This is a genomic window from Commensalibacter papalotli (ex Botero et al. 2024) (assembly GCF_947179115.1).
GTDB lineage: Bacteria > Pseudomonadota > Alphaproteobacteria > Acetobacterales > Acetobacteraceae > Commensalibacter > Commensalibacter papalotli.
Genome location: NZ_CAMXCI010000001.1, coordinates 1,094,552 through 1,115,367, shown reverse-complemented (window position 1 = coordinate 1,115,367; position 20,816 = coordinate 1,094,552). Strand labels below are relative to the sequence as shown.

General features: G+C 37.5%; 21 protein-coding genes and 1 tRNA gene. 10 read left to right on the top strand and 12 right to left on the bottom strand.

The genetic code is table 11. The features are described from left to right. Positions 1-11: 11 nt before the first annotated feature. Positions 12-971 carry a thioredoxin-disulfide reductase gene (trxB, locus tag QMN76_RS05060; RefSeq protein WP_282023611.1) on the bottom strand — a complete coding sequence of 320 codons (960 nt, stop codon included), beginning with the start codon at positions 969-971 and terminating at the stop codon, positions 12-14. A 141-nt stretch (positions 972-1,112) separates the two neighbouring features. Between trxB and QMN76_RS05055 the strand changes: the two genes are divergently transcribed. The 3 genes from QMN76_RS05055 (at position 1,113) to QMN76_RS05045 (ending at position 4,019) form a co-directional block, all read left to right on the top strand. Next, entirely contained in the window at positions 1,113-1,595 is a 483-nt protein-coding gene (locus tag QMN76_RS05055) for an Lrp/AsnC family transcriptional regulator (protein WP_034335658.1), read from the top strand. 37 nt (positions 1,596-1,632) lie between these two features. Beyond that, on the top strand, positions 1,633-2,364 hold the full coding sequence (locus QMN76_RS05050; RefSeq protein WP_034335661.1) for a polyprenol monophosphomannose synthase: 732 nt from the start codon (positions 1,633-1,635) through the stop codon (positions 2,362-2,364). Positions 2,365-2,531: 167 nt separating this feature from the next. Next, positions 2,532-4,019, top strand: coding sequence for an ArnT family glycosyltransferase (locus QMN76_RS05045; RefSeq protein WP_282023612.1), 1,488 nt, complete (start codon positions 2,532-2,534; stop codon positions 4,017-4,019). A 153-nt stretch (positions 4,020-4,172) separates the two neighbouring features. On the opposite strand, the gene QMN76_RS05040 is transcribed toward QMN76_RS05045, so the two are convergent. The 3 genes from QMN76_RS05040 to QMN76_RS05030 form a co-directional block, all read right to left on the bottom strand. Then, the gene (locus QMN76_RS05040; protein WP_282023613.1) at positions 4,173-4,559 is read right to left on the bottom strand and encodes a DNA-binding transcriptional response regulator; all 387 of its coding nucleotides are present in this window, start codon (positions 4,557-4,559) and stop codon (positions 4,173-4,175) included. A gap of 140 nt (positions 4,560-4,699) precedes the next feature. Then, positions 4,700-4,776: transfer RNA gene (locus QMN76_RS05035), tRNA-Arg, on the bottom strand. A gap of 64 nt (positions 4,777-4,840) precedes the next feature. Beyond that, on the bottom strand, positions 4,841-5,278 hold the full coding sequence (locus tag QMN76_RS05030; protein ID WP_282023614.1) for a hypothetical protein: 438 nt from the start codon (positions 5,276-5,278) through the stop codon (positions 4,841-4,843). A 176-nt stretch (positions 5,279-5,454) separates the two neighbouring features. Here QMN76_RS05030 and guaA point away from each other — a divergent pair, with 176 nt between their 5' ends. The 4 genes from guaA to QMN76_RS05010 all read left to right on the top strand — a co-directional run bounded on the left by guaA (position 5,455) and on the right by QMN76_RS05010 (position 10,708). Continuing rightward, positions 5,455-7,032 carry a glutamine-hydrolyzing GMP synthase gene (gene guaA, locus QMN76_RS05025; protein WP_282023615.1) on the top strand — a complete coding sequence of 526 codons (1,578 nt, stop codon included), beginning with the start codon at positions 5,455-5,457 and terminating at the stop codon, positions 7,030-7,032. Between the two features lie 173 nt (positions 7,033-7,205). Then, a complete protein-coding gene (locus QMN76_RS05020; RefSeq protein WP_328517269.1) occupies positions 7,206-7,550 on the top strand; it encodes a DUF4377 domain-containing protein in 345 nt (114 codons plus the stop codon). A gap of 280 nt (positions 7,551-7,830) precedes the next feature. Continuing rightward, the gene (locus QMN76_RS05015; RefSeq protein ID WP_282023616.1) at positions 7,831-9,753 is read left to right on the top strand and encodes a ribonucleoside-diphosphate reductase subunit alpha; all 1,923 of its coding nucleotides are present in this window, start codon (positions 7,831-7,833) and stop codon (positions 9,751-9,753) included. A 115-nt stretch (positions 9,754-9,868) separates the two neighbouring features. Beyond that, positions 9,869-10,708 carry an aldo/keto reductase gene (locus QMN76_RS05010; RefSeq protein WP_034335677.1) on the top strand — a complete coding sequence of 280 codons (840 nt, stop codon included), beginning with the start codon at positions 9,869-9,871 and terminating at the stop codon, positions 10,706-10,708. 52 nt (positions 10,709-10,760) lie between these two features. Here QMN76_RS05010 and QMN76_RS05005 read toward each other — a convergent pair whose 3' ends face one another. Together QMN76_RS05005 and QMN76_RS05000 are read right to left on the bottom strand one after the other, a co-directional pair. After that, a complete protein-coding gene (locus QMN76_RS05005; RefSeq protein ID WP_051461740.1) occupies positions 10,761-11,729 on the bottom strand; it encodes a ribonucleotide-diphosphate reductase subunit beta in 969 nt (322 codons plus the stop codon). A gap of 312 nt (positions 11,730-12,041) precedes the next feature. Further along, positions 12,042-12,842, bottom strand: coding sequence for a tRNA1(Val) (adenine(37)-N6)-methyltransferase (locus tag QMN76_RS05000; RefSeq protein WP_282023617.1), 801 nt, complete (start codon positions 12,840-12,842; stop codon positions 12,042-12,044). Between the two features lie 192 nt (positions 12,843-13,034). Between QMN76_RS05000 and QMN76_RS04995 the strand changes: the two genes are divergently transcribed. Then, a complete protein-coding gene (locus tag QMN76_RS04995; protein ID WP_282023618.1) occupies positions 13,035-14,039 on the top strand; it encodes a polyprenyl synthetase family protein in 1,005 nt (334 codons plus the stop codon). Here QMN76_RS04995 and murI read toward each other — a convergent pair. Further along, positions 14,030-14,857 (bottom strand): glutamate racemase, encoded by an 828-nt coding sequence (murI, locus tag QMN76_RS04990; RefSeq protein WP_034335685.1) that lies wholly within the window; start codon positions 14,855-14,857, stop codon positions 14,030-14,032. The two genes, QMN76_RS04995 and murI, sit on opposite strands and share 10 nt — an antisense overlap. 21 nt (positions 14,858-14,878) lie before the next feature. Further along, on the bottom strand, positions 14,879-15,631 hold the full coding sequence (locus QMN76_RS04985; protein ID WP_034335688.1) for an orotate phosphoribosyltransferase: 753 nt from the start codon (positions 15,629-15,631) through the stop codon (positions 14,879-14,881). A gap of 223 nt (positions 15,632-15,854) precedes the next feature. Here QMN76_RS04985 and QMN76_RS04980 point away from each other — a divergent pair, with 223 nt between their 5' ends. After that, a complete protein-coding gene (locus tag QMN76_RS04980; protein WP_371827972.1) occupies positions 15,855-16,115 on the top strand; it encodes a hypothetical protein in 261 nt (86 codons plus the stop codon). A 45-nt stretch (positions 16,116-16,160) separates the two neighbouring features. Here the strand turns inward: QMN76_RS04980 and QMN76_RS04975 are convergent, their stop codons facing one another. The 4 genes from QMN76_RS04975 to QMN76_RS04960 all read right to left on the bottom strand — a co-directional run bounded on the left by QMN76_RS04975 (position 16,161) and on the right by QMN76_RS04960 (position 19,126). Beyond that, positions 16,161-17,471, bottom strand: coding sequence for a citrate synthase (locus QMN76_RS04975; protein WP_051461741.1), 1,311 nt, complete (start codon positions 17,469-17,471; stop codon positions 16,161-16,163). A gap of 85 nt (positions 17,472-17,556) precedes the next feature. After that, positions 17,557-18,069, bottom strand: coding sequence for a SixA phosphatase family protein (locus QMN76_RS04970; protein WP_282023619.1), 513 nt, complete (start codon positions 18,067-18,069; stop codon positions 17,557-17,559). Further along, a complete protein-coding gene (locus QMN76_RS04965; RefSeq protein WP_034335694.1) occupies positions 18,069-18,377 on the bottom strand; it encodes a chorismate mutase in 309 nt (102 codons plus the stop codon). The genes QMN76_RS04970 and QMN76_RS04965 overlap by 1 nt, the downstream gene beginning before the upstream one ends. Before the next feature lie 53 nt (positions 18,378-18,430). After that, positions 18,431-19,126 carry a metallophosphoesterase gene (locus tag QMN76_RS04960; RefSeq protein ID WP_034335697.1) on the bottom strand — a complete coding sequence of 232 codons (696 nt, stop codon included), beginning with the start codon at positions 19,124-19,126 and terminating at the stop codon, positions 18,431-18,433. Positions 19,127-19,290: 164 nt separating this feature from the next. Between QMN76_RS04960 and QMN76_RS04955 the strand changes: the two genes are divergently transcribed. Continuing rightward, positions 19,291-20,802, top strand: coding sequence for an acetyl-CoA hydrolase/transferase family protein (locus QMN76_RS04955; RefSeq protein ID WP_282023620.1), 1,512 nt, complete (start codon positions 19,291-19,293; stop codon positions 20,800-20,802). The last annotated feature ends 14 nt before the right edge of the window (positions 20,803-20,816 follow it).

Sequence of the window (20,816 nt, the reverse complement as noted above, 5' to 3'; positions counted from 1 at the left end):
TATCATATTCTTTAGTTTGTTTCACCTAAATAGCGTTCAGCTTCTAAAGCTGCCATACATCCAGAGCCAGCAGCAGTAATTGCTTGGCGGTAAGTTTTATCTTGCACGTCACCTGCTGCAAAAATACCATGAATAGAGGTCTGTGTTGTACCTGGTTTTGTCTTGATATAGTTTTCAGAATCCAATTCAATTTGCCCTTTAAACAAAGAGGTGTTTGGATTATGACCAATAGCGATAAAAACACCATCTACATCAATGGTAGCTTGTTCATTTGTTTTAATATTTTTTAAAGCAACACCTGTGACAGCTTCTGGGGTTCCTCCTGAAAGAATATTTTCAACGACAGAATCCCAAATGACAGAGATCTTTGGATTAGCAAGCAAACGATCTTGTTGGATTTTTTCAGCTCTTAGGCTATCGCGGCGATGAATAAGAGTAACATGAGATGCATGATGGGTCAGGTATAATGCCTCTTCAACAGCAGTATTTCCGCCGCCAATTACAGCTACTTTTTTACCACGATAAAAAAAACCATCACAAGTAGCACAAGCAGAAACGCCATATCCTTGTAGGCGCTCTTCGGCTTCTAGTCCTAACCAACGAGCCTGAGCCCCTGTAGCAATAATGGCAGTGCGTGCTTTATAGATATTGCCACCATCGGTATGAAAAACAAAATATCCATCTTCTTTTTGAGGGTCAAGTAAGGAACATTTTGAAACACTGTCCATTACGATTTCGGCACCAACATTTTTAGCTTGCGCTGCCATTTGATCCATTAACCAAGGCCCTTGAATAGCCTCTGCAAAGCCTGGATAGTTTTCTACATCATTGGTGATGGTCAATTGTCCACCAGGTTGTAGGCCTGTTAAAAGAACGGGTTTCATATTAGCTCTGGCACCGTAAATTGCTGCTGTATATCCAGCAGGACCCGCACCAATAATAAGCATATTTGTTATAAATGTTTCCGTCATATTGTTATATCCTGATTTTGTCGTAGCGATTTTTTAAATATTATATATATGGTGTTTATTGTATAAAAAGAAGGTTTCGTTTAACAATAGCCTTTTAAAGATATAAATAAAATACAAAATGCTAGGGCAGGTAACAAGTATATGGCACAATTAGTAGAACTTGATAGAATTGACTGGCTGATTTTGGATGAATTACAAAAAGATGGACGCATTACTAATATTGATTTAGCTCAACGTGTTGGTATATCTGCTCCGCCTTGTTTGCGACGGGTCAGACGCTTGGAAGCTATGGGGGTTATAAAAAGTTATCATGCAGTCATAGATAATGTTTCTGTGGGCTGGTCTTTGTCAGTGTTTGTTTTGGTTGGTTTGGATAGTCAAAAAGAATCTGTCTTAACAGAATTTGAAACCCAAATGGCGGAATTGCCCGAGGTGAGAGAGTGCCACATGGTGCGTGGTGGTGTTGATTTCTTAATTCGTTTTATTGCTAAGGATGCCGAGGATGAGAATCGATTAACGCATGAGTTGACCAGTAATCCTCATGTTGCCAGAGTTCAAACTTTACAAATCATTAGAACCAGCTTGCAAAGAGAAGGGGTTCCTCTAGCTAAACCTGCTGAATGATGTATCTTTTGTATATGGATAGATTGTAAATATCGTAATGAATGTTTTCACCCCCTCAAAATATAAGTTAGAGCTTTGTGTGATTATCCCTTGCTATAATGAAAGGGATAATGTGGAGCCGTTATTTCAAGCTCTGGTTAAAGCATTAGATGGAAGACGTTGGGAAGCAATTTTTGTCGATGATAACTCTCCTGACGGTACGATTGAGCAAGTTTGGCAATTGGCCCAACAAGACCAACGAATTAGGGGAATTTTACGTGTAGGAAGGCGAGGGCTTTCTACAGCAGTAATAGAAGGTGTGCTGTCGACATCTGCACAATGTATAGCCGTGATTGATGGAGATATGCAGCATGATGAAACATGTCTACCCATTATGTTAGATGCTGTATTAAAAGATAATTATGATTTTGCAGTAGGTAGTCGTCACGTAGAAGGCGGTGATGATACTGGACTTGCCAATAAATGGCGTCATTTTTTATCAAATACGGGAATTCGTATTTCACAATTTTTTTTACCTGTTCCTTTGCAAGACCCAATGAGTGGTTTTTTTCTGTTAAAACGGTCTTTGTTCATTGAGCTTATGCCACAATTGTCAGGAACAGGGTTCAAGATTTTATTAGATCTGGTAATGTCCTCGCCCAAAACAACTCGAATAAAAGAAGTACCTTTCAGGTTTCGTGAAAGAATATTTGGGAAAAGTAAACTTGGTTTCCGAGTAATGATTCAATTCGTCATTATGTTAATTGAAAAACTATATCAACGAATTTAATCGGTCTAATCTAACCAACTTATTTAAAACAATTTTATATCGCTGCAAATAAGAGATGTTTAATTCTTCCTTACGGTGGAATGTAACTTTCTTATAATGTGTTATGTTGATATTATTATCGGCATCATTTCAAATATCTTCACCTTTTTTATTCTGGTTAACTATACGTGAAAAAACATCCATCTTTATGGCTTTTGGTAATATTGATTATTTTGACAATAGTGCGTTTTATTGTTGCTTCATCTCTATACCTGTCTCCTGATGAAGCTTATTATTGGGTTTGGTCACGTGCTTTGGATTATAGTTATTATGATCACCCACCCATGATTGCGTTGTGGATTAAAACAGGATGTTTATTATGGGGTAATACAGAATTAGGAGTGCGCTTTTTAGGCTCTGTTGCTGCATTCGTTGGCAGTTTTTTTGTTTATTTTGCTGTTAAAGATTTTAATCGCCATCACTCAGATTCAAGGCAAAAAGCGATTATAGCCGTTTTACTTTTAAATGCGACCTTAACAGTGGGTGTCGGCGGTATTATTGTAACGCCTGATACGCCGTTGTTATTTTTTATTTGTATAATGCTATGGGCGTGTGGTCGTCTGCTTTATACGAAATCTGTACAATATTGGTGGGTTATTGGCGCCAGTGCTGGGTTGGCATTATTGAGCAAATATACAGCCTTATTAATGATTGCGGCTTTGGGACTATGGTGTTTATTTACCAAAGAAGGTCGTGGATATTTAAAAACGAAAGAGCTATGGGGGGGGGCAATCCTAGCAGGTTTTATTTTCTCCCCTGTTATTATATGGAACAGCCAGCATCAATGGATCAGCTTTTTCAAGCAAGGAGGAAGAGCTGGGGATTGGAACCCAAATCGTGCTTTGCAATTTTTATCAGAGTTATTAGGTGGACAAATAGGTTTATCTACACCCGTTATTTTTATCTGTTTTTGTATTGGGCTATTTTATTTAACACGAGCTGTATGGCAAAGAAAATGCAATTCTGGTTCATATCTATTGTGGTTGATGGTTGTCTTACCCGTTTTTGTGTTTATTCAACATGCAATTGGGGATCGAGTACAGGCTAATTGGGTAGGATTATTATATCCTGTGTTAGTGGTAATTGCAGGTCTTTATGTGACGAAATGGCTTAAAACGGCTATTGTTGTTGGATTTTCAATAGTGTCTTTGGTTTATATCCAAGCAATTTTTGCGATTGTACCTTTGCCTGCAAAAAAAGATATGTTGTTAAAACAGTTGGGTGGTTGGCAAAGTTTTGCCCAATCTGTCAATGCTGCTGTGCCTGTGGATTGTGTTATTATTTCTGATAATTATGGACTAGCTTCAGAGCTTAGGTTCTATTTACCTGATAGGCAAATAATGGCAATTGGGAATCGTTGGCAATATTTTAGTTTGCCCAGCAGTAATTTAACAGAAGGTTATTTTATTCGTAGGCAACGTGCCAAGGAACTATCATTTTTAACTGTTGGTAAAAATGATTATTTTGTTTCTCCACTTAACCCTTTGGGCTATGCACCTCGTGGGAACGTTGCTCGTATCCAAAAGGGCAGTATAGCTCAAGCTTATGAATTGTATCTGGTAAATCTTAGTCCTGATCTTATCATAAAGAGAGAAAGTAAGTTTCTACCTTACTAGCTAGTACTTTATAAAACCTCTTTTTTTGGATCGTACTATCCCTTTAATTAAAGATAGAACATGATCATTTTTATGCGGACGTAGTCAGCAAATAATAAAGGGTGATGTCTTTATGGTAATGGCTATATTTTGCATAGAAATACAGGCGGATGATTAAGAGGCAGATTTTAAAGCTTCGGCCGTAGAAGCTTGAAAGGCTTGCTCAACGGATTGTATTAATGTTGGTAATCTAAAAGGTTTGTCAATTTTGGGCAAAGGGAGTTGTGCCAGACGCTTATTAAGCTCGAAATTACCACTCATTAATAAGATTTTACATTGTTGCGTCAGTAGTTCTTTAACCAAAGGATAAGGGTCGCCGTCAGGTAAGCAAGAATCTACGATGGCAATATCAAAGCGAAACTGAGATTGTAGGCAACATGCCTGAGTAACAGAGTGCGCAATATAAATTTTTTCAACTTTGTCTAGTAAACTCAGTTCGAGTAAATCGCATATTTCTGGTTGGTCTTCTATGATTAAAAGCGAAGCAGAAGAGAGCATCATTAACTAATCAACCGTGTATTTAACATGAGAGGTGCAAAGAACTTTTTTTATAACAAAAAAATTATTATCTGTATAACACTATTTTGAAATTTTAAGGAAAAATTAAAGAAATATCAACTTAAAATTAAATGATATTTAAATGGCGCACCCGACAGGAATCGAACCCATAACCCCCAGATTCGTAGTCTGGTGCTCTATCCAGTTGAGCTACGGGTGCGTCTTGAAATAGGCTTGTATCTTATCTTTTTTTTGATTGCAAGCCTTTTTTTTATTTTTATTAATTAATGTGCGATGGCATCTGACAAGCCATAATGTTTGGGGCGATAAAAAGTAATGTGCGCACGGCAGTCTGGGGTTCCATAAGTGCCGATAATATTTTCATCTTTTGCTTTACCTTCGAAAATTAAATCATAAGGTTTGTGATCCATATCTACTCGATGAAGTTTTGCTACTAAATGTCTTGGTTTTTGTTTTTTATCGAAATCCCCTCTTAGAATCAAAGCACCATTATCAGGGGAAAAAAGAACCATTTTTTTATCAACGCGTAATGCGGCTATTCTATCGGTAGGGCAGGTTCCTTGTTCAACTTCCATTTTTCCCAACCAAATACCTTGTGGGTGATCTTCTGCAAGTTTGCTGCCACAAGCATTCAAAGCAAGGCAGGTAAGCCCTAAAAGCATGGAGTTGGTAAAAAAATATCTTATTTTCTTTTTAATCATAGAAAGCTCCGACAAAATTCAATAAAAACTTATAGTATGAAAACATCAAATTAATTTAGTCTTATAAACGAGAAAGTTAAAATTTTTTAGATAATTCTCTTTTTATCTGAATGTTTTTCGCTTATTTGATAGTGAAGCATGTTTTTTCAAAAAAGTTTAATGAAGAAGTTGGTATAATGACCCAAGTAAGTGACTTAGAACAATCTTTACACGAAGAAAAGATTCTTATTCTTGATTTCGGTAGCCAAGTAACTCAATTAATAGCCCGACGCGTTCGCGAAAGTGGTGTTTATTGTGAAATTTGGCCTTATACCAGTAAAAATGAAAAGATTCGTTCTTTTGCGCCCAAAGGTATTATTTTATCAGGCGGTCCTGCCAGTGTTGCGGATCAAGATTCTCCTCGTATTCCAGATGAAGTTTTTGCGCTTAATATCCCTGTCTTGGGGATTTGCTATGGCGAACAAGCAATGTGCCACCAGTTAGGGGGACAGGTCGAATCTAGCGATCATCGTGAATTTGGTCGTGCGCACGTCGATGTTGTTGAAGATAGCTCTTTATGCCGTGGGGTATGGGCAAGAGGAAGTCGTGAGCAAGTATGGATGAGCCATGGGGATCGTGTTGTGAAACTTCCTCCTGGATTTAAAGTTATTGGAACCAGTGAAGGTGCGCCTTATGCGATGATTGCTGATGAAGGTCGTCGTTTATACGGGGTTCAATTCCATCCAGAAGTTGTGCATACACCTCATGGTGCAGCATTGTTAAAGAATTTCACGCATAATATTGCTGGTTGTCGTGGAAATTGGACAATGGCGAGTTTTCGTGATTTGGAAATCGAACGAATTCGTCAGCAAGTTGGGGATAAAAAGGTTATTTGTGGTTTATCTGGTGGTGTTGATTCTGCTGTAGCAGCAGTATTAATACACCAAGCGATTGGCGATCAACTAACCTGTATTTTTGTCGATCATGGTATGTTGCGTCAAGGTGAGGTCGATGAGGTTGTTAAAACCTTTACAGGGCAGTTTAATATTCCTTTGATTAAACGTGATGCTTCTGATCTGTTCTTAAAAGAATTAGAGGGTGTTAAAGATCCAGAGGTTAAACGTAAAACGATTGGTCGTTTATTTGTTGAAGTCTTTGAAGAAGAAGCTAAAAAATTAGGTGGTGCGGATTTTCTTGCCCAAGGAACTTTATACCCTGATGTGATTGAAAGTGTCAGTGTTACAGGATCATCAGTAACTATTAAATCTCATCATAATGTTGGTGGGTTACCAGAGCGGATGAATATGCAGCTGGTTGAACCGCTTCGAGATTTGTTTAAAGATGAAGTCCGTGACCTTGGTCGTGAAATGGGTATTCCAGAGAATATCGTCGGTCGTCATCCTTTTCCTGGACCAGGATTAGCTATTCGAATTCTAAGTGATATTACGAATGATAAACTGGATTTGTTGCGTAAAATTGATTCTATTTATCTGGAAGAAATTCGCAGTGCTGGTTTATATGATGCCATTTGGCAGGCTTTTGCAGTATTGCTCCCTGTTCGCACCGTTGGTGTGATGGGTGATGGTCGTACTTACGATCACGCTTGCGCATTACGCGCCGTAACCAGTGTTGATGGGATGACGGCTGATGTCTATCCATTCGATATGGCGTTCTTAACCAGAGTTGCTGGGCGTATTGTGAATGAAGTCCGTGGTGTTAATCGTGTGACGTATGATATTACCTCAAAACCACCAGGAACCATTGAGTGGGAATAAGGTTTTTTTTATATAAGAATACAGTTGATTTAATTAAGACTTACTTAATATTTCAATAATTAAGTAAGTCTTAATTTTATTATTTAAAAATATATTAAAAATTTTGTGTATAAAAGAATAGAAATACAATGAATAAACTATTATAATTTTGCTCGTTATTTGTATTTTTTGTTATGTTAAGTGCTTGTCATAATGATTGCCCCTCCAACCATTATACGATTATGTTGTCTCCAGAAATAGTCCCGTGTGAAGGATGGATGGGACTAATGGAAAAGTGTATGCAAATTAAAAAGCTGAATTCTACAAATCCCAGCGAGCCACAAGAAGCAAAATGGGATTTTTTATATATTTCAATTGAAGGGTTCAAACGAGAAAAAGGATATAGATATCAGTTGTATGTTAAGGATACAGATTTGAGTAAACATCCAGTGGTTACAGATCGGTTTGGACAGTATTGGACTTTAGTAAAAATTATTCATAAAGAAAAAATTGATCAAAATTTAGCATATAAAAATTGATAGTAACTTTCTATTTTTTTGATTCAGTTATACATAATGGAGACAGCTCTTGTTTTATCGTGTTTGTAGAGTAAATTTAGCTTGTGTCATAACCACACACGAATAAAAATATTTCCTGTCAAGACTATTGTTTTGTTGATTTTATATCATCATATAGATATTTATAATCTTTAAATATACTAGATATAGAAAATTAACCATTTCATTTAACAATTTATGGTGTATCGTTAGGGATAACAAACCCTTAAGCCCTTAATCTTGTTTTGCGAGGATATGAGACGTGAGTCCTGTTGATGTACTTGAAAAAAAGCCCTCTGTAACAGTAAGAAGTAAAGTTGAACAATCCACGTTTGACTTTACTGATGCGTTGGCTGGGAACGTTCAGCTTTATGGGCGATATCAGGTAAAACTTAATCATTCTCGTGATGATTTGTTAACCCCTTTTGGTAAAGCGACATTGGATGATCGCTATTTGATGGAAGGGGAGTCTTATCAAGATTTATTTGCACGTGTTGCTTCTTATTACGGTAGTGACGCAGGGCATGCACAACGTCTTTATGACTATATGTCTCAACATTGGTTTATGCCTGCAACGCCAGTACTATCAAATGGGGGAACTTCTCGTGGTTTGCCGATTTCTTGCTTTTTGAACGAAGCAGAAGACAGCCTTAAAGGTATTGTTGAGCTGTGGAACGAAAATGTTTGGCTTGCTTCTCGTGGCGGTGGAATTGGTTCTTACTGGGGGAATCTGCGTTCAATTGGTGAAAATGTTAAACGGAATGGTAAAACCTCAGGAGTGATTCCGTTTATTCGCGTGATGGATAGCTTAACGTTGGCAATCAGCCAAGGCTCTTTACGTCGTGGTTCAGCTGCTGTGTATTTGCCTGTTTGGCATCCTGAGATTGAAGAATTTATCGAATTACGTCGCCCTACAGGGGGGGATCCTAATCGTAAAGCATTGAATTTACATCATGGTGTATTGGTTTCTGATGCTTTTATGCGCGCTGTAGAAAAAAATGAAGAGTGGGCGTTATTGTCCCCTAAAGATCAATCAGTGATTCGTAAAGTTTCAGCACGTTCTTTGTGGATCAGATTGCTAACCACACGTATTGAACAGGGCGAACCATATATTGTTTATTCAGATACCGTTAATAATGCACGTCCAGAACATCATAAATTAGCTGGACTTGAAGTTAAAACTTCGAATCTCTGTGCTGAAATTACATTACCAACTGGAATAGATCATAAAGGTGAAGAAAGAACAGCTGTTTGTTGTTTGTCTTCTTTAAATCTAGAATATTGGGATCAATGGAATAATGTTCCTCAGTTTATTCCAGATGTCATGTTATTTTTGGACAATGTCTTACAAGATTTTATCAATAACGCGCCAGATGAAATGGCACGCGCTCGTTATGCAGCGTCTCGTGAACGTTCAGTTGGTATGGGCGTTATGGGTTTTCATTCTTTCTTGCAAGCCAAGAATATTCCTTTTGAAAGTGCGATGGCCAAAGTTTGGAATAAAAAAATGTTCCAACATATTCGTGCTCAAGCGGATAAAGCCTCTGTGATGCTAGCCGAAGAACGTGGCCCGTGTCCTGATGCTGAAGATTATGGAATTAACGAACGCTTTTCAAATAAAATGGCAATTGCACCAACGGCTTCTATTTCTATTATTGCGGGAAATGCCAGTCCAGGAATAGAACCGATTAATGCCAATGTCTTCTTGCAAAAAACATTATCAGGGTCCTTTATCGTGCGTAATCGTCATTTGAGAGCATTATTGCAAAGCAAAGGACAAGACACAGATGAGGTTTGGTCTTCTATCACGTTGAACAAAGGCAGTGTTCAGAATTTAGAATTTTTAACTCAAGATGAAAAAGATGTTTTTAAGACAGCATTTGAACTTGATCAACGCTGGATTATTGAACATGCAGCAGATCGCTCGCCGTTTATTTGTCAGTCTCAATCTGTTAATTTATTCGTGCCAGCAGACATTCATAAACGTGATTTACATCAAATTCATTATCAAGCATGGAAAAAAGGGGTGAAATCTTTATATTATTGTCGCTCATTATCCTTACAACGTGCAGATGACGTCAGTAATGTTGCGGTAAAGATGGATGTTTTATCTCCGATTACGCCATCAACACCAATTGATGGGAATACAACGACAGATTATGAAGAGTGCCTATCTTGTCAATAGACTTTAATTCTTTGTAATTTTATAAAAACCCCTTATCTTTAATGTTAGATAAGGGGTTTTCTTTTACTCTGATAACTAGAAATATAAAAATTTATCATAATAGAAAGGATAAGAGATGACTGCTATTCCAAAGCTTATTTTGAATGATGGAACGACAATTCCTGCTGTTGGATTTGGTACTTACAAGTTAAATGGCAGACAAGGTGCCAAAGATATTGTTAGAGCGATTCATAACGGATATCATTTTTTAGATTCTGCATTTAATTATGAAAATGAAGGGACAGTGGGGGAAGCTGTTCGTCAATGTGGTCTTGCTAGAGAGAAAATACAGGTCACCTCTAAACTTCCTGGACGGCATCATCAATATGATAGAGCGTTGCTCACTATTGAGGAGTCTTTATATAGAGCTCAATTAGAGTATTATGATTTTTATTTAATTCATTGGCCCAACCCCATTACAGGAAATTATGTGGAGGCTTGGCAGGCTTTGATTGAAGCGCAAAAAAGAGGGATGATTAAATCGATTGGAGTATGTAATTTTTTACCAGAGCATTTGGATACTATTATTAAAGAAACGGGAATTACCCCTTGTATTAATCAAATAGAATTACACCCTTATTTTTCTCAAGAAACACAACGTGCTTATAATAAAAAGTTGGGAATTATAACGCAATCATGGAGCCCAATTGGTAGGGCAAGTAGTATGTTGGAGAATCCAATTATCCAAGAAATTGCCAAGCAACATCAAAGGTCTACCGCTCAAATTATCTTGCGTTGGCATGTGCAATTAGGGGCTATGCCTATTCCGAAAGCGACCTCTGATGAAAGGCAAAAAAACAATCTAGCATTATTTGATTTTGCATTAACTGAAGCTGATATGGCCAAAATCAAAGAATTAGACAGGCCTGATGGACGGTTAAAAGATCAGGATCCATCACGATATGAAGAGTTTTAAGATCATATAAATAAAAAAAGAGGTTATTTAAACTAACCTCTTTTTTATAATACTAACCTTCTAAAATCATATCTTCAAACGCATCTTCCCAAGTTCCCTGGGTTGCAGCACGGCTATATTCAGTAGAGCGGTTTTCAAAGAAATTGGTATGCTCAACTGCGTTTAACATCTCATCCATCCATGGGAGTGGATTTTTATGAATATCATAAAGTATATCAACCCCAAGTTGGGTTAAACGACGATTGGCAATGAAACGAATATATTGTTTAACCGTTTCAGCATCTAGACCTTCTACGTCGCCCATTTCAAAAGCAAGATCGATAAAAGCATCTTCATGTTCCACAATGGTTGCGCAAATATCGCGTAATTCTTGTTGGAATTCAGGTGTCCATAAAGATGGATTTTCTTGAATAAACGTACGGAATAATTTGATGATGGATAAGCAATGTAAAGTTTCATCGCGCACAGACCATGAAACGATTTGTCCCATTCCTTTAAGCTTGTTAAAGCGTGGAAAATTCATCAAAATCGCAAAAGATGCAAAAAGTTGTAACCCTTCTGTAAATGCGCCAAATACAGCCATTGTTTTGGCAATTTCATAGGGGCTATCAACGTTGAAACTCTGCATATAGTCATATTTATCCTTCATTTCTTTATAATTTAAAAATGCAGAATATTCGACTTCTGGCATGCCAATTGTATCCAAAAGATAACTATAAGCAGCAATATGAATCGTCTCAATATTAGAAAATGCAGCAAGCATCATCAGAACTTCAATGGGTTTAAAGACCTGACTATAATATTTCATATAGACATTATTAACTTCAACGTCTGACTGGGTAAAAAAACGAAAAATTTGTGTAATCAAATTTCTTTCTGAATCGTTGAGGTTTTTATGCCAATCTTTAACATCTTCTGCCAAAGCGACTTCTTCTGGAATCCAGTGAAGGCGTTGTTGAGTTGACCATGCTTCATAGGCCCATGGATAATGAAAAGGCTTATAAACGGGATTATAAGTCATTAAATTATGGGGTTTCGTGGTGTCTTTTATGTTGTTACTCAACAAACTTCTCCTTTGTGGATCTTTCTTTGGTTATTTATTCATGCAACATGGTGAACAACCAAAGAAAAATCAATCTACGAGGGCGTAACTATCGCCAATTGCTTTTATGCTAATGATAAATTATCGGGTAGATATTGTGTATATGGTATATAAAATAATGTAAAGATACTATATATAGTTTTTATAGGTTTGGGAATATTTATCTGATTGGCCTTCTTTACATGTTTTGCGAATCTTAACCTTATGACTATTGTTCTAATTTTAACTTGTTTAGGGTAGTAAGCAAAGCATTTTTCCATCTTTAAGTATATGATTAGCCTCTGTGGTGAAATTTCCATTATCCTCATGCAAAACTAGTCCAGGGGCGATATGGCTACCACCAGTGGAACCCATACGTCCCTGAAGTAAAATAATGCGTGGAGGACGATTTACTTTCGGCCATAAGGGAAATAAAATTAGTGACCCCAGCTTGTAATGATGCATTACAGCACTTGCTTCTGCATATAATGAGACAGAAAGTGCCAATGTTAAGGTTCCACCTTGGCGTAAAGGACGACTGAGCGCATAAATCCACTCAGACAAGAAGCCTTTAGGTAATCTTTTGGCTAAATCCTTCTTGGGATCAGGAGAGGGACAACTATTATATGAGTGCCAAGGAGGATTAGAAAAAACATGATCTACATGTTCTTGCCCTTGGGGTAAAAAGTCAAAAGGGCGTTTTGGAAGTTTAGGTAAAGTGATTTCGATAGCTTTTAAACTATTCATTTCGTTGAGTTGAAAATTCTCATTAGCTAAGGCTATCATTTCAGGATGCTGTTCAAAACCTATACCAGAAATATTAGGAACACGGTGATGCAAACACATTAATCCCGCTCCAGCACCACAACCCCCTTCAATAATAGTTTGCCCTGCTTTGGCAGGAATTGCGGCAGCCATTAAAATGGGTTCTAGAGCAGTACGGTAACCTTCTTGATATTGTTTATAAAGAATCTTTCCTTCAAGAAGCGTTCCATCAGATGTTTTTTTTGATTTATGGTGTATAAGAGAAGATGAAGAAGAGAGCGATTGCATAAATCATGGACCAAAAGATGTTTTAACAAAATAAATTGTATTCTAGCTTAATAATAAGTGAAGTGTTAATGATAAAAATGTTCTATAGTCTTGTTTTTGGATTTAGTAAGAATATTTTAAGTGTTACATATAGTCGATTGGAATTGAAAGTAACAATTCTACAAAAGGTAATAGAGTAAGAAGCCCATCTCAATGGATACAAAAGAACCTCTACAAAAATTATTAGATTACTTGGCCAGTGATATGGAGCTTTGTAATCGTCTTATTATGGATAGAATGCAAAGCTCTGTGGATTTGGTTTCACAGCTGGCAGCCCATCTTATTGTTGCGGGGGGTAAACGGCTACGTCCTTTATTAACCTTAGCTTCTGCTCGATTATGTGGGTATGAGCAACTCTCTCAAGGTAGTATGCCTCGTCATGTTCGATTGGCAACTAGTATCGAGTTTTTACATACATCCACTTTATTACATGATGATGTTGTTGATGAAAGTAAATTGCGTCGAGGTGCGGATAGCGCCAATGTTGTGTTTGGCAATGCCGCCTCTGTTTTAGGAGGTGATTTTTTATTCGCTCGTGCTTTTCAAATTATGACCGAAGATGGGTCTTTGGACGTCATGCGTGTTATTTCTCAGGCTTGTGCGACAATCGCCGAAGGTGAATTGTTGCAAATGACCACGCAAAATGATTTGTCGACATCGATTGCACGTTATTATGAAGTCATTTATGGAAAAACAGCAGCTTTGTTTGCAGCATCTTGTCGAGTCGGTGCTATTGTTGCTGATTCTACTGTAAAAGATGAAGAAGCTTTAGAGAATTATGGTTTGAATCTCGGTATGGCTTTTCAGCTTGTAGATGATGCTTTGGATTATTCTGCAAAACAAGAAGAGTTAGGCAAGACGGTTGGTGATGATTTTCGTGAAGGTAAAATTACCTATCCAATTCTAATTGCTTATCAAAAGGCAGATGCAGAGGAAAAGAAATTCTGGGAACGTGTCATTGAAAGTTGCGATCAAACGGATCAAGATCTTGAACATGCTTTGTCTTTGATTAATGAGCATCAGGCTCTTGAGGAAACTTTAAAAGAAGCGATGTCTTTTGCGAATAAGGCATGTGATGCTATTCGTCATTTCCCCGAAGGGGAATTGCATTCTTTGTTTGAAGAAATTGCGCGATACACAGTAACGCGTCATTTCTGAGATTGGAAATGACGTAACTTTGTATATCCCATATACGTAATCTGTTCTAGTAAAGCTTTATCTTCATTAGGTAAGGCAGTATAATAGAAACGGTTAGTGCGTGGTGTATTATTATTGGGCGTAATTGTTTTTGCTGCTATTAGATCCAAAGCATGTTTAGCAACGGCATTTGCTGGATCAAGCCATTGAATATGGCGAGGGGATAGCTCTTGTAAATGGGGCAAGACAAATGTGTAATGTGTGCACCCTAGACATACTGTATCGATTTGTTCTGCACTAGGCATACTTAAAAGTGCGTGAATTTCTTGGGCAATATTTTCAGGATTATAAGACTCTTGACGAAAAATTTGTTCGGCAATTTTGGCTAAAATTGGTGAACCATAGCCGATCAATTGACAATCAGCAGCAAATTGCTCTTTTAAACTTTTAAGATAGGGGCGCTGCACAGTGGCACGGGTTGCTAACAGGCCTATATGTTTCGTTTGGCTGATCCGAGCTGCCCAACGAATAGGGGGAACACAACCAACAAACTCAGTGTTAGGATAATGCTCCCTAAGCGCCTGAAGGGCAATAGTACTAGCAGTATTACAAGCAATAATGACCAGATCAGGTTCAAGTTTATCTATTGCCTTACCAATTAATGTTATAATTCTTTGGATAAGAAAATTGTCTTCTTGCTCACCATAAGGGAAAACCAAATTATCTGCCAAATAATCAATGGACAGATTTAAGTTAGTCTGTTGAGCTTGTTCAAAGAGGCTTCGAACAATGCCGATGCCTCCGATACCAGAATCAAATGCAAGAATATGATAAGACATTTATATGATTGGTTTTAAGGGTTACAAACGTGCTTTTTTATAAGCAAGAGCTTCTTGTTCATTGCTGACACCACCATGTTTCGCAGACCAAGCGCATGGGTCTTCTAAGAAACGTCTGATTTCAGATGTGTCGCCATTAGAGAAATAAGGATACTCGGAACTTACTTCTAAAATATCCCACCAAGTGCAAAGGGAATGCAGAGTAATGCCCATATCACTTAATGTTTGATAAGCACTTGAAAATACACCGTAGAAAAATACAACAAAAGCATGGTCAACAATGGCGCCAGCATCACGAAGTGCTTTGGCAAAACCAATTTTAGACATACCATCTGTTGTTAAATCTTCGACCAAGAGCGTGCGCATATTTTCAGGAACGTCGCCTTCGATCTGTGCATTACGGCCAAAGCCTTTTGGTTTTTTACGTACATAAGCCATAGGGGTCATCATACGATCAGCAAACCATGCAGCAAAAGGAATTCCTGCGGTTTCACCGCCAACAACGGCATCAAAAGATTCGTAACCGACGTGACGGCAAATTTTTTCTACACCAAGCTCAATAATTTTTGCTCTGGCTCTGGGAAAGAAAATAATTTTACGACAGTCAATATATACAGGAGATTTCCAACCGGCGGTTAAAAGATATGGATCTTCTGGACGGTAATTTACGGCCTTAATTTCAAGGAGTAGTCTTGCAGTAATTAGTGCTGCGTCACGATCCCATTCTGTCATACGAGGAGAGCGTGGTTGTTTTCTGGCATTTGTTTGAGACATAGTGCGTGCCTTGTTAAAAAATCTTACTTTATGATATTTACCTTTTATATATGGTTTTTTATAAAAAATCAGTAATTATCGTGTTAAATATGTCAAAAGAAAAAAAGAATAATCGATACATTGTTATAAAGTGGCTTTACTATAATGCTATTGGTTCTTATTCTTAAGGAAAGGTTAATTAAAGTTAACTAAAGTTAATTGATACAAATGGGAATAAGTTGTGATTATTCAGGTAAATGATATACAGCGTCGTTGTGAACGCTCCGTTATTACGGCTTATCAAGAGTTAAAATCTGCTGGTGTAGGTGAAATGCAAATTTTTCAAAGCTGCACAAATTTATATAGAATTTATCATCCAGAATCTTCGATAACAGAGGCACGTTTGCTAGTTTCTGAATGGATTGATCATCATTTTTATACTGGTGCACAAGGAAAAACGAGGGGTTGTGATTGCCCTGATACTTCAGGAAGTTTAAATCATTAAACTCCCTGATTAGTATATAATCTTTTACAATTTATTTAATTATTATTATCTTGGCCACAGATCGCGTTCACCTGGGCCAGTATATAATTGGCGAGGGCGATATATTCTGCGTAAAGGGTCGTTAAAAGCTTCTTTCCATTGGCTGACCCATCCTACTGTACGAGCAACAGCAAATAATGCTGTGAACATGCTTTCTGGAATGCCCATCGCTTTAAAAATAATGCCAGAGTAGAAATCGACATTAGGATAAAGTTTACGTTGAACAAAATAATCATCTTGTAAAGCGTATTTTTCAAGCTCCATCGCTAATTCAAGCAATGGGTCTTGCTCGCCTAATTCATTTAAGACTTCATCACAAGTTTTTTTCATGATCTTAGCTCTGGGATCAAAGTTTTTATATACCCGATGGCCGAATCCCATCAGTCTGACGTCACTATTTTTATCTTTAACTTGAGCAATATAATCAGGAATATTTTCTTTCGAACCAATAGTATGCAGCATTTTTAAAACAGCTTCGTTAGCCCCACCATGAGCAGGTCCCCACAAAGCAGCAATTCCAGCAGCAATACATGCAAATGGATGTGCACCAGTAGAGCCTGTTAATCTTACAGTAGAGGTTGAGGCATTTTGTTCATGATCTGCGTGTAAGATCAAAATACGATCCATAGCCTTACTAAAGATAGGGTTAATTTGGTATGGGGTATCAGGGCGAGCAAAAAGCATATTCAGAAAATTTTCAGAATAGGAATAATCCGCTCTTGGATATACAAAAGGTTCTCCACGAGAATATTTATAAGCCCATGCCGCAATTGTAGGGATTTTTGCAATTAAATGTACTGCGGCAATGTCGCGGCTTTCTTCGTTTGAAGTATCAGTGCCTTCGGGATAGAACGCAGACAAACCCGCAACTGTTCCACAAAGAATAGACATAGGATGAGCATCACGACGGAATCCGTTAAAGAAATTGCGGATTTGTTCATGTAATAATGATTTTTCTTCTAGGCGATCGACGAATACTTTATATTCATGTCGTGTGGGTAAATTGCCATAAAGTAATAAATAAGCAACTTCTGGAAAGCTTGAATGCTCTGCAAGTTGTGTTATGGGATAACCTCGGTAAAGTAGGACACCTTTATCACCATCAATAAATGTAATCTTACTTTCACAAGATGCTGTCGTGCCAAGACCAGGGTCAAAGGTAAATAAATCTAAATCTTTTTGTAAGTTGCGGATATCGATAACATTATTGCCACTGGTCCCTGTCAAAACTGGAAAAGTTGAACTTTTACCCTTGTAAGAGATTTTGACAGCGCCCTCATCTTGAGGAGGGGTAAAAGACGGTGTGGTCTGTGTCATACAGGTACTCCTAAAATATTTGTTTAAAATAATATAACAAAAAATAAAGGTATTAATTGTAACGTCTATGCGAGGCGAGTAAATTTTACCGATCAAACGAAATCAAAGAGCCTTGGTGCCAGTTAATTTGAGACCAATCAGAACAAGAGAATTGAAATTCGGCAAGGGCACATTTGGGAAAAGATGCTGATAAGGCATCCTCTTGTGGTGTCCGTGTTTTAGAGTATAATGGTAACAAATTATAAGCGAACTGATGTAGTCCTGGATTATGACCAATTAAAAGTGCAGATTTTCCATGATCAATTTGGTTAATATGTGCTAATAAAACTTCAGGTTTACAAAGATATAGTTCTTTTTGGATAAAGATGTGTGATTGATCGTGATCTAAATTAGAGTATTGTAACGTTTCACGAGTTCGAAGTGCTGAGCTACAAAAAATTGTGTTTATAAAGGGTAACTTTTGTTTTAAAATCAGCCCTTTTTCAGCAGCCTGTTGTTGCCCTTTTTTTGTTAAAGGGCGATCAAAATCTGTATTTGCATGATCGCTTGCCTTACCATGCCTAAGAATAAAAAGAGTTAAATAAGGATTGGTTGACATTATCTTTGGTCTTTTTGTTCAGCAATAGCTTTGTGATGTTGTATGACTTCTGTGATGATAAAATTAAGAAATTTTTCAGCGAAATCAGGATTTAAACGCGCAGATTGAGCCATTTCACGCAGGCGTGCTATTTGTTTAGCTTCTCTTTGAGGATCAGCAGCTGGTAAATTATATGTTGCTTTGAGCTCTCCAACACTTTGTGTTAATCGAAAACGCTCAGCTAGGATATGAATCAAAGCATTGTCAATATTATCAATACTGAGGCGAAGCTTTTGTAATTGCTCTAATGCTTCTTCAGAAGAGGCCATTATAATATCCAATCATATAAAATAAAAAGTCACTTTAATTACACTAGCAATATTTATAGGGGAATATCAACCCAAGATAAATGCCCACCTTTGCTGGCACCTGTATCCATAAAAATAGCCGTCCCACCTGCATATCCTTTACGAACCCAAGGTCTTCCATCAGTAGAACGACAATCATGTCCACAATATAAAGTATATCCTTCGGGAATATGGTTTACCCATTTCAGTTTTCGAACAGGATACCCGCTTTTATACATTTTATTACTAGTTTCTCCATATAACGCTCTGGATAAAAGAGGATTAATCTGTGCCAAGGGATTAGATGGTGGGCTCTCTATCAACATTCTTGTATGAAAGCCTGCATGTACGAAAATCAACTTTTTTAATACAATCCATGCAGGTGCCTGTTCGAGCGCATAGATGATTTTTTCTGATAGATTTTTATCTGGATAATTTTCAATTTGTTCTATTGTTTCATTGAGAGCATTGTCTGTGCGTGGTTTATGGCCTTTTAGAACTAATCCTAACTTTCTATCATGGTTACCGATTATAAATAACCCTCTTTTCTCTTCAATAACCTTTAACATCAACGCCATAACTTTAGCGCTGTCAGCACCATAATCCACCAAATCACCCAATTGTATAATAAAATGGTGTGTGTTTACGGCATGACGAAAGGCGTGCCAGTCACCATGCACGTCGCCAATTATACGTAAAGATTTAGGGTAAGAAGTAAACAAATCAGACATAACAAAACATTTTAAACATAAACATTAAAATTTGCATCATATATTTCCAGAAATGATTCAAACACATGAGTTCACATTGTTTTGTGTAGTGTTTTTTAATTTTTTCTCTCATTTTTAAAAAGGAAAAGGTTATATAAAGGTTAATTAAACAAATAGGGGGTATTATGAGCCAGGAAAAACGTATCCATCACTCGGGCTTACAACATAAAATATGCAGCGCAGAAGATGCTGCAAAATGGATTAAACATGGTGACTTAGTCGGTGTCAGTGGTTTTACGGGTTCTGGTTATCCCAAGGCTGTGCCTGGGGCTTTGGCAGATCGTATAAAACAAGCGCATAGTGAAGGTGAAGAGTTTCAAATTAAAGTGTTAACAGGCGCTTCGACGGGCCCTCAGATGGATGGCGTGCTAGCTGAAGTTAATGGTGTTTCTTATCGATCATCATTTAACACTGACCCTAAAATGCGTGAGCGTATTAATAACGGAGATACGACGTATTTTGATATGCATTTAGGTCAAGTTGCCTCTTTTTATCGCAGTGGCGCCATAGGAGATATGGATGTTGCAATTATAGAGCTCTCTTCTATTCGTGCAGACGGCACTTTAATAGCATCTTCTGCGGTGGGAAATAATCAGCTTTGGTTAAATAGTGCAAAGAAAGTTATTCTAGAGGTTAACTCTTGGCAGCCTGCTGAGTTAGAAGGTATGCACGATATATGGGAAGTTACGACAACTTACCCTCAAGAAATCATCCCTCTTCGTAATCCATCAGATCGTATTGGTGTGGATTATATGACGGTAGATTTGGATAAAGTGGTAGCGATCGTAGAGACGAATTCGCATGATCGGAATACCCCCTTTAGTCCTCCTGATGATAATGCACGGATGATCGCTGGGCATTTAATGGAATTTTTAAAAGATGAGATGAAAGAAGGAAGAATCCCTCAAGAGTTTTTGCCGTTACAATCGGGTGTTGGAAATGTTGCAAATGCAGTGATGGAGGCGTTGAGTAAAGAAGATTTTGAAAATCTTATGGCTTATACTGAAGTCATTCAAGATGGAATGTTAACGATGTTGGAAAGTGGAAAAATGAGTGTTGCTTCTGCAACTTCTTTTTCACTAAGCCCAGATAAAGTTCAATATTTTAATAATAATATTCATAAATTTCGTGATAAAATTATACTAAGACCTCAAGAAATTAGTAATCATCCGGAAATTATTCGCCGCCTTGGGTGTATCGCGATGAATGCTGCGATTGAGATCGATATTTTTGGTAATGTTAATTCAACGCATATTATGGGTACTCGTATGATGAATGGAATTGGAGGATCTGGTGATTTTGCGCGCAACTCAAAACTTACAATCTTTATGACACCCTCTTTGGCTAAAAACGGTGCAATTTCTGCAATTGTTCCAATGGTATCCAGAGTAGACCATGCTTCGATGGATGTTCATGCGGTTGTTACTGAACATGGGTTGGCTGATCTACGAGGTCTTTCGCCTAAACAACGTGCTGAGTTATTAATTGAAAAATGTGCTCATCCCAATTTTAGACCTTTATTGAGAGAATATTATAATAAAGGTCTAGATAATGGCTCAATGTATACGCCTCATCATTTAAAAGAAGCGCTTTCATGGCACGAAAGATTTGTTGATACTGGAAGTATGTTGCCATAAAATATTTAGGCTCA

What these genes read in the sequence shown, in the direction of transcription:
- trxB (WP_282023611.1), bottom strand. Translation starts at nt 971, where the DNA reads ATGACGGAAACATTTATAACAAATATGCTTATTATTGGTGCGGGTCCT.
- QMN76_RS05055 (WP_034335658.1), top strand. Translation starts at nt 1,113, where the DNA reads ATGGCACAATTAGTAGAACTTGATAGAATTGACTGGCTGATTTTGGAT.
- QMN76_RS05050 (WP_034335661.1), top strand. Translation starts at nt 1,633, where the DNA reads ATGAATGTTTTCACCCCCTCAAAATATAAGTTAGAGCTTTGTGTGATT.
- QMN76_RS05040 (WP_282023613.1), bottom strand. Translation starts at nt 4,559, where the DNA reads ATGATGCTCTCTTCTGCTTCGCTTTTAATCATAGAAGACCAACCAGAA.
- QMN76_RS05030 (WP_282023614.1), bottom strand. Translation starts at nt 5,278, where the DNA reads ATGATTAAAAAGAAAATAAGATATTTTTTTACCAACTCCATGCTTTTA.
- guaA (WP_282023615.1), top strand. Translation starts at nt 5,455, where the DNA reads ATGACCCAAGTAAGTGACTTAGAACAATCTTTACACGAAGAAAAGATT.
- QMN76_RS05020 (WP_328517269.1), top strand. Translation starts at nt 7,206, where the DNA reads ATGTTAAGTGCTTGTCATAATGATTGCCCCTCCAACCATTATACGATT.
- QMN76_RS05010 (WP_034335677.1), top strand. Translation starts at nt 9,869, where the DNA reads ATGACTGCTATTCCAAAGCTTATTTTGAATGATGGAACGACAATTCCT.
- QMN76_RS05005 (WP_051461740.1), bottom strand. Translation starts at nt 11,729, where the DNA reads ATGACTTATAATCCCGTTTATAAGCCTTTTCATTATCCATGGGCCTAT.
- QMN76_RS05000 (WP_282023617.1), bottom strand. Translation starts at nt 12,842, where the DNA reads ATGCAATCGCTCTCTTCTTCATCTTCTCTTATACACCATAAATCAAAA.
- QMN76_RS04995 (WP_282023618.1), top strand. Translation starts at nt 13,035, where the DNA reads ATGGATACAAAAGAACCTCTACAAAAATTATTAGATTACTTGGCCAGT.
- murI (WP_034335685.1), bottom strand. Translation starts at nt 14,857, where the DNA reads ATGTCTTATCATATTCTTGCATTTGATTCTGGTATCGGAGGCATCGGC.
- QMN76_RS04985 (WP_034335688.1), bottom strand. Translation starts at nt 15,631, where the DNA reads ATGTCTCAAACAAATGCCAGAAAACAACCACGCTCTCCTCGTATGACA.
- QMN76_RS04975 (WP_051461741.1), bottom strand. Translation starts at nt 17,471, where the DNA reads ATGACACAGACCACACCGTCTTTTACCCCTCCTCAAGATGAGGGCGCT.
- QMN76_RS04970 (WP_282023619.1), bottom strand. Translation starts at nt 18,069, where the DNA reads ATGTCAACCAATCCTTATTTAACTCTTTTTATTCTTAGGCATGGTAAG.
- QMN76_RS04965 (WP_034335694.1), bottom strand. Translation starts at nt 18,377, where the DNA reads ATGGCCTCTTCTGAAGAAGCATTAGAGCAATTACAAAAGCTTCGCCTC.
- QMN76_RS04960 (WP_034335697.1), bottom strand. Translation starts at nt 19,126, where the DNA reads ATGTCTGATTTGTTTACTTCTTACCCTAAATCTTTACGTATAATTGGC.
- QMN76_RS04955 (WP_282023620.1), top strand. Translation starts at nt 19,291, where the DNA reads ATGAGCCAGGAAAAACGTATCCATCACTCGGGCTTACAACATAAAATA.